Below are 12977 nucleotides of genomic sequence, written 5' to 3'. Positions count from 1 at the left end.
AATAAAATCAAAAAATCTGGGGATAACCGCTACTCTCCAGGTTATTCTGTCATCGGAGTGTCTGTGTAAACATCTTTAGTTCAACTTATCTAGTCATTAAATGCATCAGTCTCTCTGCAAGCGAGGTCGTTACATTAAGGAGGATGTTCATTGACTGCACAACAAGGCAATCGTCGCAATGATGAGCGCTCACGCAGCGCATTTGAGGAAGCCAAGCAGTACATACCTGGAGGAGTGAATAGTCCGGTTCGGGCATTCAAATCTGTCGGACTCACACCGATCTATGCCGAACGCGGTGAGGGCTCCAAAATTTACGATATTGATGGCAATGTGTTCATTGATTACGTAGGTTCATGGGGCCCGCTGATTATGGGACATGCTCATCCTGAAGTTGTGGAAGCACTTCGGGAGACAGCTCTTAAGGGCACAAGTTTCGGTGCACCAACCCTGCTTGAGACAGAGATGGCAAAGCTGGTGTGCGAGCGTGTGCCTTCCATCGATATCGTGCGCATGGTGAATTCCGGTACGGAAGCAACGATGAGTGCCATTCGATTGGCGCGCGGGTCAACGGGACGTAGTAAAATTTTGAAATTTGAAGGTTCCTACCATGGCCATGCCGACAGTTTGCTGATCAAAGCTGGATCAGGGGTAGCCACCCTTGGACTGCCGGACAGTCCTGGAGTGCCCGAAGGTGTGGCCGTGAATACAATTACGGTTCCTTACAATGATTTGCAGTCCGTGCGTCTTGCCTTTGAACGATACGGAGAAGAAATTGCGGGTGTAATCGTGGAGCCAGTTGCTGGCAATATGGGTGTCGTACCTCCAGCTGCCGGTTTTCTGGAAGGATTGCGTAGTGTGACTACGGAGTATGGAAGCCTGCTCATCTTTGATGAGGTGATGACGGGTTTCCGTGTAGGACTTCACTGTGCACAAGGTCGTTTTGGCGTTACACCGGATTTAACGTGTCTGGGTAAAGTTATCGGCGGCGGGCTTCCAGTTGGAGCTTATGGCGGTCGCCGGGATCTGATGGAACAGATTGCGCCGACAGGCCCAATCTATCAGGCTGGTACACTAAGTGGTAATCCGCTGGCTATGGCTGCAGGTTATACGACGCTGAAACTTTTGACACCGGAAGTTTATGATCGTTTGGAGATGTTGTCTGCACGTTTGCAAGCTGGATTCGAGAAAAATGCAGCAGAAGCAGGTGTGGCGGTAACGATTAACCGTGTCGGTTCAATGGTATGCCCATTCTTCAGTGCTGTACCGGTAACGAATTATGATATTGCCAAAGAAAGCAATCTGGATCAGTTCCGCCGTTATTTTGCAGCGATGATTGATCAAGGTGTCAGCGTGGCGCCGTCCCAGTATGAAGGGATGTTCGTGTCCGGTGTGCATACGGAGCAGGATATCGAGGATACCATTGAGGCCAACCGTAAGGCTTTGCAGTCGCTATGAGTATAAAAAGCTGGAAACGTCGCGGTCAATGGCTTGAACTGATGCCAGGCAAGGTGGTGACTGGAAAAGAGGACAGACAAGCTGCTGCTGAACAGTGGCTCCTGTCTGAACTCAAGTTCCCGGAGAAGCTGCTGCATCAGCTCAAGGCAACCCAGGGAGTACAGCTAGCAGGGGACCGGCTTCGGCTGGCCCTTTTTGCTGTGCAACCGCTGGGTGTGGAGCCACGCTGGGCTGATCTGGATGTATTGTATGAGGATGATTTCTGTCTCGTCGTGCACAAACCGGCTGGCATGAAGCTTCATCCGGATGGAGGTCGTGAAGAAAAGGTCGTTACGCTGGATCATGCGGTAGCTTCGTATTATGAGATCAATGGGATCGAGACCAGTGTGCGTCATGTTCATCGTCTGGATGAAGATACGACCGGTCCTGTTTTATATGCCAAAAATGCTTTTGCGCTCGCGAAACTGGATGAAGCGATGCGTCTCAAAGCAATCGATCGTCAGTATGTTGCTATCACAGGCGGACAAGTACCCAGTGATCTCCGCAAGATTGATGCGCCGATTGGTAAGGACAGGCACCACAAGCAACGCAGACGTGTCTCCGAAGGAGGCCAGGATGCAATTACTCATGTGGACATCGTGCATGTATGGGAGAGGGCAACGCTGGTACGTCTGAAGCTGGAAACAGGGCGTACACATCAGATTCGCGTGCATCTCAGCTATGCCGGGTACCCTCTTGTCGGTGACAAACTGTATGGGGGGCGTTCAGACATCATAGGCAGGCAGGCATTGCATGGCGAAGTGCTGAGCTTTAACCATCCTTTAACCGGAGCCTTAATTGAAGTACAAGACCCCTGGCCAGCGGACTTTGAACAATTGGCAGCGAGGGAGAGTCATAGCGTAGAAGGACAGACCTGATCTAATGGGTCTGTTTTTTTGTTTTTGGCTTTCTAAGGTGTTTAAAAAGTGTTGTGACTATATAAGATAGCTATTTTTACACTTTAACGGAGAGGACAGAAAAAACCTGGAAAAGCGAAGCGCTCGCCTTTATCGCCGGATTTTTCCCTTTGGAAAAGGGAATTCAAAAAATCTGGAGATAACAGCGATTGGAAGGTTCTTCTGTCATCGGAGTGGACTGTGTAAACTCTTAGTTCAACATATACAGAACGGGCTTTTTTAACAAAGGTGGCATGCCCACCCTAGTTCAGGCATATAGATGGGTAACGAAGGATTGGACCATGGATCAGTCCCATGAGAAGGATCATGGTGAACATATGCCGAAAGGAGGACGCCACCTTTGTTGAATCAACCATACGGTTTGCGGTTCGATATTTATGAGCGCGTTCATTTGTCTGAGGGAGTGCCTGCCATTGAGGAATTGGAGGAAATTGAACTCTATCCGCGTATTCAGGTGATTGGACAGGACGACCATGCCACCTTGAGGGGGCATCTGCTACTTACAGGAACATACCGGGGGGAGAGCGAGGATTCGGAGGAATTAAAGCATTTTATTCCAGTCGAAATTACCGTGCCATTGAACCGGGTTAGATCCATTGATGATATTTCAATCGAGATTGAAAATTTTGATGTAGACCTGTTATCCAGTCGAAGTCTGAACATTACAGGTGTACTGTCCCTGCGAGGGATTGAAGGTTTCCCGGTCGAGGAGCCACAAGTGTGGTCGGCAGATGAATTCACGGTTGTTCATTCACCCGAGGCTCAGCCTGACAACAGAGAGAACGAATTGAGTCAGACAGAGCAGTCCGAGCTGTTGGAGCTGTCGGAACAAGCCGGTTTGCGTAACGAAGAGCAAGAGCTGGCGAATGCAGCTGAGCTTATTGCATATGGTTCTCCGGAATCTGCTGATTTGTCGCCAAGAAGTGAACAGCAATCAGAGTATGAAGAACTATCGCAAGCCTACTGGAACCAGTCATCTGCCGATCCACTACCATCTGATGTTGCTTCAACGGATGAATCGGATGAAAATAGATTGCCTGATTCAGATGAGGGGATTGTACCATCACAGGCATCACATGAAATGCATGAGGTCCCTTCTCCAATCTCGTCATTCATGGCTGAAACGGCTGACAGACTAGCTTCTTATCCTGAAGCGGAGCCATTGCTTCCGATAGAAGATGAAGCCCCAGCATGGTCTGAACCTTCGGTAAATAGTGTATCCGAAAATTCAGGATTATGGAGTTCAGAGGCTTCTGAGCAGGCGCGTTCTGAAGCAGCATGGAAACCTCTTGAAGAAACTACGCCTGAGGTATGGCACTTTGAAGAAGCGAGGTCAGGTGGTTCGCAAGAAGAGCAGTTCATTTCGAATGCTGTGGCACAGCCGCAGACCGAGAACTGGCAAGATGTATTTGCTGGATCTGAACCGGCTCAGCCCGAAGAAGATCGGCCTTCACTGGAAGTGGCAGAGGAAGCCTCGCTGTTACAGAATGAGGAATTCCTCCCTGAGGCAATAGCTGAGGCGGAAGACAAGCCAGAGCTTAAGGTTGCTTTTGGTAGCAAGAAAGAATCGTCACGAAGAGAAGAAGAAGGCGTGGGCATTTCTTCTCTGTTATCATCCGGCCGGGCCGTCCGTGAAGTTGAGGGTGAACGCAGTGAGGAGGTTTCAGATGGAGTTGTTTCGGAAGAGGATCGTCAGGCAGAAGATGTAGAATGGAAAAATCTGTTCCTGGGTACGATTGTGGATCAGACGCCATTCCGCAAAGTCAAGCTGTGCATCGTACAGCGCGAAGAAACACTCGATGCCATTGCAGACAGATATCAGCTTAGCACCAGGGAGCTTCAGTTATATAATCGATTAACTGAACAGGTTGTTGAAGAAGGACAGATTCTATACATTCCTTAGTCACTAGGTTCAAATATACCGTATCCTATAAAACAGCCCGTAATTCCTCATAGGAATTGCGGGTTGTACCTGTTTTTGAACATTTTGGTTGTCTAATAACCTCGTTCCGCTGTTGTCAGGTTGACTATCACGCACGAGCAAGGTATGATGTGTTTAGGATTTTTTGAATAATGACGTGGATCGGGAGTAGTAGACAGTATGACCTTTCAGAGAGTGGGATCGATGCGCTGTGAGATTCCGCAGGAACCAACTGATCGAAGTCGCCCGGGAGTTGCCTGTTTGAGTACTGGAGGTGGATGTAATACATTCATTAACCTCGGAGGTAGGATAGGCCGGTCGCAGCCGTTATCTGCTTGAAGTGTCACGCCGTCCTATTGAGAGCATGAACCATGATCTCTGTTATCAGCGTGAAACAAAGGTGGTACCGCGAAAGCTAACCTTTCGTCCTTTGATGGATGAAAGGTTTTTTTGTTTTTTTAGCGATGAAGATGACGTAACGGAGGAATGAAACATGTCTGAACAAAAAAAAGCAACAACTGAAATGCCGACGACTTACGATCCGAAGGCGGCAGAAGATAAATGGTACTCCACCTGGACGGAGCGCGGGTATTTCCAAGCGGGTAAACGCAAGGATGCCGAGCCATATACCATTGTAATTCCACCACCGAACGTAACAGGTATGCTTCACATCGGTCATGCACTTGACTTTACCCTGCAGGATATCCTCATTCGTACAAAACGGATGCAGGGTTATGACGCACTTTGGTTGCCAGGTTCCGACCACGCAGGTATTGCGACTCAGACGAAAGTGGAACAGAAGCTGCGTGAAGATGGATTGACGCGTTATGATCTGGGACGTGAGAAGTTTCTGGAGAAAGTCTGGGATTGGAAAGACCAGTACGCTACAACCATTCGTCAGCAATGGGGCAAAATGGGTCTGTCTCTCGACTACTCCCGTGAACGTTTTACGCTGGATGAAGGTCTATCCAAAGCGGTGCGTAAAGTATTTGTGCAGTTATATGAGAAAGGTCTTATTTATCGCGGTAAACGTATCATTAACTGGGATCCGGTGAATCGTACTGCGCTCTCGGATATTGAGGTTGAATATAAGGAAATTCAGGGTCATCTCTATCATCTGCGTTATCCGCTCAAAGACGGGAGTGGTCACATTACTGTGGCAACGACACGTCCGGAAACGATGCTGGGTGATTCTGCTGTTGCCGTTCATCCTAAAGATGAACGTTATGCAGACATGATCGGTAAAACACTCGTATTGCCAATCATCGGTCGTGAGATTCCAGTCATTGCGGATGACTACGTAGACAAAGAGTTCGGTAGCGGTGCAGTGAAAATCACACCTGCGCATGATCCGAATGACTTTGAAGTAGGTTTACGTCATGACTTGCCTCAAATTACCGTTATGGATGAAAGTGGAACAATGAATGCGGAAGCTGGCAAATATCAGGGGCTGGATCGTAGCGAATGCCGCAAACAGATCGTGGCTGATCTGAAAGAACAAGGTGTCCTGATTAATATTGAAGATCATATGCACCAGGTTGGACACAGTGAGCGCACCGGAGCAGTAGTGGAGCCTTACTTGTCCACACAATGGTTCGTAGAGATGAAACCACTCGCGGAGAGAGCAATCAAAAAGCAGCAAAGCGGCGAAGGGGTTAACTTTGTTCCGGATCGTTTTGAGAAAACGTATCTGAACTGGATTGAAAACGTTCGTGACTGGTGTATTTCCCGTCAACTGTGGTGGGGACATCGTATTCCTGCTTGGTACGACGAAGAAACAGGTGAAGTGATTGTATCCGCAGAAGATCCAACAACATTGCCTGAATATGCAGGGCGCAAGTTGAAACAGGATGAGGACGTTCTGGATACGTGGTTTAGCTCGGCACTATGGCCGTTCTCTACATTGGGCTGGCCTGAAAATACAGACGATCTGAAGCGTTATTATCCAACAAATGTACTCGTTACAGGTTATGACATCATTTACTTCTGGGTGGCGCGTATGATCTTCACTGCCCTGGAATTTACGGATGAAATTCCGTTCAAGGATGTACTGATGCATGGTCTTGTACGTGACGCTGATGGACGTAAGATGTCCAAGTCTCTTGGGAACGGTGTAGACCCGCTGGATGTTATCGAGAAGTACGGTGCAGATGCGATGCGTTACATGATCTCGACCAGCAGTACTCCGGGACAGGATTTGCGTTTCCGCTGGGAGCGGGTCGAGCAGGCTCGTAACTTCGCCAACAAAATCTGGAATGCTTCCCGCTTTGCGTTGATGAATCTGGAAGGTTTCACTTATGAAGATCGTGACATCAGCGGTGAGCTTGGAACAGCGGATTATTGGATTTTGCACCGCCTCAACGAAACTTCCCGAGATATTACGCGTCTAATCGATGCGTATGAGTTTGGGGAAACAGGGCGTGTATTGTACAACTTTATCTGGGATGATCTGTGTGACTGGTACATCGAATTCGCCAAGCTGTCATTCTACGGAGAAGATCCGGTTGCGAAAAAGAAAACACAATCGGTGCTGGCCTACGTGCTGGATCAGACCATGCGCCTGATTCATCCGTTCATGCCGTACATCTCGGAAGAGATCTGGCAACATCTGCCTCATGAGGGAGAGACCATTACACTTGCTTCTTGGCCAGTATACGACCCTGCGCTGGAGAATCCGGGAGCTGTTGCGGAGATGAACTTGCTGATGGATACCATTCGCGCTGTTCGGAACATCCGTGCCGAAGTGAATGTGCCGATGAGCAAAAAGATCGAATTAATGGTCAAAGCGAACAGTGAAGAAGCATCTAGTATTATCGAACGCAACAGTCATTACATCAAACGCTTCTGTAATACATCCGAATTCGAGAGCGGATTGGATCTGAGTTCACCAGACAAAGCCATGACAGCGATCATCACGGGAGCGGAATTGTACTTGCCGCTCGCAGGTCTGATTGATATTGAGCAGGAAGTAGCTCGTCTGGAGAAAGAACTTCAGAACCTTGAAGGTGAAGTACTCCGTGTGGAGAAAAAACTGGCGAATGAGGGATTCGTAGCGAAGGCTCCTGCTAAAGTTATCGAGGAAGAACGCGCTAAACAAGCGGATTATTCGGATAAACGGGATAAAGTCATCGCACGAATCAAAGAGCTCAAAGGTTAATATCAAAAAGGGTCGGATGGAACGCTTTTGGCGCCATCCGGCTGCTTTTTTCAATCTTCAATCAAACAGGGAACTGAAGGTGAATCAGATGACGGAATTAAACGGGACAGATAAAGCTACTCCTTTACAGACGTATGACGAGGCCGTGGATTGGATCAATGGCCTTATTCCTTTTGGTATCAGGCCTGGGCTTGAACGTATTGAAAGCCTTATGTCACAGCTTGGCAATCCGCACCAACGGCTCAAATTCATTCATGTCGCGGGAACGAACGGTAAAGGTTCGACTTGCGCTTTTTTGACGTCAGTACTGCTTCAAGCGGGATATGACGTTGGAACGTTTACATCACCTTATATCACCAAGTTTACAAACCGTTTTCAATATAACGGTGAAGACATCCCAGAAGAGACATTGTTAAAGCTGTCGAATCGTTTGCTTCCTCTCGTAAAAGAAATGGCGTCAACACCGCTCGGATCACCGACGATGTTTGAAGTATCGACGGCACTGGCATTGCTATATTATGCGGAAGAGTGTTACCCCGATATTGTAGTATGGGAGACTGGGCTTGGGGGAAGGATGGACGTAACGAATATTGTTACTCCCGTTGTGTCCGTCATCACCAATATCGGTATGGATCATACGGATATCCTTGGAGATACCGTTGAGCAGATTGCACATGAAAAGGCGGGCATCATTAAGCCGGGTGTACCCGTTGTAACCTGTGCCGTACAACCTGAAGCCGTAAAGGTCATTCAGGAGAGAGCGAAGCGATTGCGATCAACGGTGTACTTGGCTGGGGACCAATTTTCATACCAAAGGCTTGAAAGTAGCAAGGATGGACAAACGCTTCAGTTCTCCGGTCCATTCCGTGATCTGAATATTCACATTCGTATGCAAGGTGTATATCAATGTGATAATGCTGTTGCTGCATTAATGTCTCTTGAATTACTAAGACAATATATGGCATTTATGCTGGATGAAGACGATATTAAACTTGGTTTTGAGAATGCCTTCTGGGCGGGAAGATTTGAGAAAGTCAGTGACAATCCACTGATTGTACTCGATGGAGCGCATAATCCTGAAGGGGCAGAATCGCTTGCCAAGAGCATTATCGACGGTTATCCCCAAAAAAAGTTAATTTTGATGATGGGTATGCTGGCGAATAAGCATCACGAAGCATATTTGCAGCATATACTGCCACTAGTGGATACGCTGATCCTGACCGAGCCAGATTTCCGCCGTAAAATGGCTGCAACCGAATTGTTGCAGATTGTCGAACGGGTACGCCCCGCCATTGCGAAGCAGGAACTGGATATCATCGTCGAGCCGAACTGGGCAAAGGCACTTGATCTATTGAAGTCACGGACGGAAGCGGAGGATCTGGGGGTGGTTTCCGGCACGCTTTATCTGATTGCGGACGTGCGGGCGGCCCTTTTGCATCAAACCGATTCTGAAAAAGGTTGGTGAAAGTTTTGTTAAACACATCGGAACATGTTCATTTTATAGGGATTGGCGGTTATGGCATGAGTGCCATCGCCCGGGTTATGCTGGAGATGGGATATACCGTTACCGGATCGGATGTCGCTTCACAGGAGTTGACAGAGAAGTTGGCAGCCAAAGGGGCGAAAATATATATTGGACATACCGCGGAGCATGTGAACGGAGCGGATCTTGTCGTTTATTCTACAGCAGCTCCTGCGGATAATGTGGAACGTGTAGCTGCGGAGCAGCTAAACATACCTATCCTTCATCGCGCTCAAATGCTGGCACGTTTGTTAAACGAGCGCAAAGGCGTGGCCGTTGCTGGTGCGCATGGCAAAACGACAACTTCTTCCATGATCGCACTGGTTATGGAGCAATGTGAAATAGATCCTACCTATATTATAGGTGGAGAAATCATGAATTTGGGAACCAATGCCAAAGCAGGTCAAGGCGAGTGGGTTGTCGCGGAAGCGGACGAGAGCGATGGCTCTTTTTTACAGTACCATCCTTGGCTTGGCATCGTAACGAACATTGAAGCTGACCATCTAGAGAATTATAACAGTGACTTCGAGGAACTAAAGAAAGCTTATGTACAGTTCCTCAGTCAGATTCGTCCAGAGGGCACAGCCATTGTATGCGCTGATGATGAAAATGTGCAGGCTATTTTGCCGCATCTCAAGTCTCGCATTACAACTTACGGCATCGAGCAGGTTGCTGATTACACAGCAACAGATATCGTTCTCGGGGATCGCCGTATCTCGTTCACCATGAATCATCGAGGTACAGCGATGGGAACAGTGGAGTTGTCAGTACCTGGTAAACACAACGTCTACAATGCGATGGCTACGGTTATTACCTGTCTTGAAGCAGGCATTCCGTTTGAGAAGATTACAGCAGCGATCGTGCAATTCCATGGGGCGAAACGCAGATTTCAGGTGTTGGGTGAGGCGCGTGATATGCTCATTATTGACGATTACGCTCACCACCCTACAGAAATTGAAGCTACAATCAGTGCGGCGAAAGCGACAGGTAAACGGATTATTGCTGTATTTCAGCCGCAGCGTTATACACGGACATTTTTCCTGCTGGATGCGTTCAGCCGGGCTTTTGCCGAGGCGGATGAGGTGCTGATTACCGATATCTATTCTCCTGCCGGTGAAAAGCAGATTGAAGGTGTACACTCCGCAAGACTCGTTGAACTGATCGTGCAGAACAGCAATGCATCAGCAAGATACCTGCCGACCAAAGAGGAAGTTGTGGCTGATCTAGAGCCGCGGCTACAACCAGGAGATCTTGTGCTTACGATGGGCGCAGGGGATATTTGGAAAGTGGGCGATATACTCGCCAAAGGTTTGAAATAATTTTGTGATTTCAAAATGATGCAAGTTGAACTTAGGGATCAACAAATTGGGGAACAATCGCTACTATTCTTGTGATTTCTCATCGGAGTATATGTTCCATGGACCTTTTGATCAACGGGTACCACACTTAAAACGTCTGTCTTCTTCATGAAGCCAGGCGTTTTTGGCTTGGGATTCATATGATTAGAAAGTCTGAAGATTTAATCATTCCGTGGAATGTTATCCTCCATCTCAACATATAGATGATATAAATGGGACAAAGGAGAGGGTACGGGTGAGCAACGCCAGAATGACGTTTCGCTTCGGAGATCAGGAGTCGGACAAGCTGGAAAAGCAGGGGATGACGGCATCCAGTACACTGGTCACAATGAACGAAAATTTGCCTAATACAGTACAGTCGTTGCCGAAGCCTGAACCAGACACAAACAACACCTCTGGTTCATCAATGGCAGTAGAGGACATGCCTATGGATTGGGGAGGGACGATTCTGGCAGATGCTTCCCGTTCTGAATCGGATCGTAGGAAACACACGAATTTAATGAACTACCGGAATTCGCATCTGGATGTAGATTCTGATCCTCGTTCAACCGATACAAACGATGTTTCAGATCTAAACACGCCGTATGACGAGTATGATTCGGAAAGAAGTCAAGATCTGGATCAGGGCCATAACTGGATGATCGAATCGGAGAACTATTCGTATAAACGAAATCGTCCTCCCAGAGGCTGGAAGATGATCGGCTCTGTTTCAGGGGCATTGGTAACCGGAGCACTGTTCGGTATGGTTATTTTGTCCTTTTTTAACAAGGAGAACGTGGTGAAACCGGATGAAATGCTACCTGTGAATCAGAGTGTTTCTACTGTGTCAGGTCAGGACGGAGTTGCTGGAACTGCAGGGCAACTTGAAGTATCATCTGCAGGTGGTACATACTATGCCCTGCAATACGGGGTATTCAGTTCCCCGGAACGAGCGGAGCAAGCGAAGCTTGAACTCACCCAAACGGGCTTGGCTGCGAGTTCGGACCCTGAAGATGGCAATCGTGTATATGCCGGCATCTCAGCGGATCGTGAGGAGGCCAAGCTCCTCAGTACCAGACTAAAGTCTCAGGGAGTGGAATTATATGTCAAAGAGATCGTCAATCCGGCGGTGGATCCGGCGATCTTTGGTAATAAGCAGGAGGACGTTGCTCTTTTCTTCAAAAACAGCTCCGCGCTTGTCGATCAGTTATCAACACTCTCGATCCAGCAATTGGGTCAGTCCGTACAAGCAGCCATTTCACCAGAGATGATGGAAGCACTACAGACGCTGCATCAAACGTGGTTGACCGGCATAAAAAGCCTTGCGCCTGGAATGGCGGTAGACGTTCAACCGGTTGTGACCAGCATGGAGAAATCGATGAACAGTGCGATAACAGCCATTGCAGAGTATAATAAAAATCCGGACGCTGTTCACATGTGGGCGGTACAGTCAGATTTGATGGAGTATGTGCTCCAACAGAAAAAGTGGCTTGAGTCTATAAACCAATAAAGCTCCTATTCCCATAACAACGCCTCAAAACTCCTATCCGGCAAGGAACTGGAAATAGTTCCCCCTGCCGGATTTGTGTTTGTATTGACGTACAAAACCCCGTATAATAATGTGGGTGTCAAAAAATGGCGAGGGAAGATTAACCGATGAAAAAAAACTTCGGCGTGTTATTATTGTTTCTGCTGCTTGGCTGGATGGCCGGAGCGTGGATCGCCAAGGCACTGCAGCCTGTTAAAGCTGTAGCCTTTCTAACCAAGGTCACAACGATTCGCTGGTCGCCCCAGGCTGATCTCGATATTTTCAGTTATGACCTTTCATTTCAATTTCAAATGAGCCTCCTGAGTCTGATTGGTATTATTGCGGCTGTGTGGCTGTATCGCAGACTGTAGGAGAATGACGAATGTTGACCAAAAAAATAAACTAGTGACATCTATTATTGTGATTCGGACAGGTGTTGCCGTAGTATAAGGAGCCGTTAATGTCGAATAACACAGAACAGCGCCCGATTATTCTGGCCTCCACATCGCCGCGGCGCAAGGAACTGATCGCGTCACTCCATTTAGCGTTTGAAGTTATACCGAGTTATGCCGATGAGAATACACCATCAGACTGGACCCCAGAACAGACCGTGCAAGAATTGGCTCTTCGCAAGGCGCTTGCTGTGTATCGTGGACTGGAAGGTAGCAGTAAGGATGCCATTATCGTCGGCAGTGATACCGTTGTTGTTCTTGACAATGAGATTCTGGGCAAGCCTGTGGATGAGTCTGATGCTGAGCAGATGTTGTCACGTCTGCAAGGACGGGAACATCGTGTGTTTACGGGTGTCGCTTGTATTGATTCAGCTACCGGACATTCAGTGGTGCATTATCGTCAGACGGATGTAACGATGAAGGAACTGTCTGAAGCTACGATCCGCGCGTACGTGAAGACGGGAGAACCTTCAGACAAAGCAGGGTCATATGCTATTCAAGGCATTGGCGCTTCACTGATCGACCGCATTGAAGGATGCTATTTTAATGTGGTAGGCTTGCCACTATCTCTGCTCAGTGACATGCTGGAGGGATTTGGCGTGTACGTGTTGCCACAAACATAATCAAAACGGATGCTGTGAAAAGAGGG

9 protein-coding genes and 1 other annotated feature are annotated in these 12977 nt (G+C 48.0%); all 9 genes read left to right on the top strand.

Annotated features, from left to right (window positions below; genetic code table 11):
- Positions 1 to 150 precede the first annotated feature (150 nt).
- The 9 genes from hemL to BLQ13_RS10935 all read left to right on the top strand — a co-directional run bounded on the left by hemL (position 151) and on the right by BLQ13_RS10935 (position 12951).
- Positions 151 to 1455 (top strand): glutamate-1-semialdehyde 2,1-aminomutase, encoded by a 1305-nt coding sequence (hemL, locus tag BLQ13_RS10975; protein ID WP_090919121.1) that lies wholly within the window; start codon positions 151 to 153, stop codon positions 1453 to 1455.
- Positions 1452 to 2372 carry an RluA family pseudouridine synthase gene (locus tag BLQ13_RS10970; RefSeq protein ID WP_090919119.1) on the top strand — a complete coding sequence of 307 codons (921 nt, stop codon included), beginning with the start codon at positions 1452 to 1454 and terminating at the stop codon, positions 2370 to 2372. The genes hemL and BLQ13_RS10970 overlap by 4 nt, the downstream gene beginning before the upstream one ends.
- A 379-nt stretch (positions 2373 to 2751) precedes the next feature.
- Positions 2752 to 4314 carry a LysM peptidoglycan-binding domain-containing protein gene (locus tag BLQ13_RS10965; RefSeq protein WP_090919117.1) on the top strand — a complete coding sequence of 521 codons (1563 nt, stop codon included), beginning with the start codon at positions 2752 to 2754 and terminating at the stop codon, positions 4312 to 4314.
- Positions 4315 to 4481: 167 nt separating this feature from the next.
- Positions 4482 to 4766 (top strand) — a binding site (T-box leader).
- Between the two features lie 59 nt (positions 4767 to 4825).
- The gene (locus BLQ13_RS10960) at positions 4826 to 7489 is read left to right on the top strand and encodes a valine--tRNA ligase (RefSeq protein WP_090919115.1); all 2664 of its coding nucleotides are present in this window, start codon (positions 4826 to 4828) and stop codon (positions 7487 to 7489) included.
- 88 nt (positions 7490 to 7577) lie between these two features.
- A complete protein-coding gene (locus BLQ13_RS10955; protein WP_090919739.1) occupies positions 7578 to 8954 on the top strand; it encodes a bifunctional folylpolyglutamate synthase/dihydrofolate synthase in 1377 nt (458 codons plus the stop codon).
- A gap of 56 nt (positions 8955 to 9010) precedes the next feature.
- Positions 9011 to 10330: a UDP-N-acetylmuramate--L-alanine ligase gene (gene murC / locus BLQ13_RS10950; protein WP_244159299.1), complete on the top strand. Its 1320-nt coding sequence runs from the start codon at positions 9011 to 9013 to the stop codon at positions 10328 to 10330.
- A 274-nt stretch (positions 10331 to 10604) separates the two neighbouring features.
- On the top strand, positions 10605 to 11858 hold the full coding sequence (locus tag BLQ13_RS10945) for an SPOR domain-containing protein (RefSeq protein WP_090919110.1): 1254 nt from the start codon (positions 10605 to 10607) through the stop codon (positions 11856 to 11858).
- Between the two features lie 146 nt (positions 11859 to 12004).
- Positions 12005 to 12247, top strand: coding sequence for a DUF4321 domain-containing protein (locus tag BLQ13_RS10940; RefSeq protein WP_090919108.1), 243 nt, complete (start codon positions 12005 to 12007; stop codon positions 12245 to 12247).
- A gap of 89 nt (positions 12248 to 12336) precedes the next feature.
- On the top strand, positions 12337 to 12951 hold the full coding sequence (locus BLQ13_RS10935) for a Maf family protein (protein ID WP_090919107.1): 615 nt from the start codon (positions 12337 to 12339) through the stop codon (positions 12949 to 12951).
- Positions 12952 to 12977: the final 26 nt, after the last annotated feature.

This window comes from Paenibacillus polysaccharolyticus, assembly GCF_900102085.1.
Lineage (GTDB): Bacteria > Bacillota > Bacilli > Paenibacillales > Paenibacillaceae > Paenibacillus > Paenibacillus polysaccharolyticus.
This window is presented reverse-complemented; position numbering and strand designations above follow the sequence as displayed.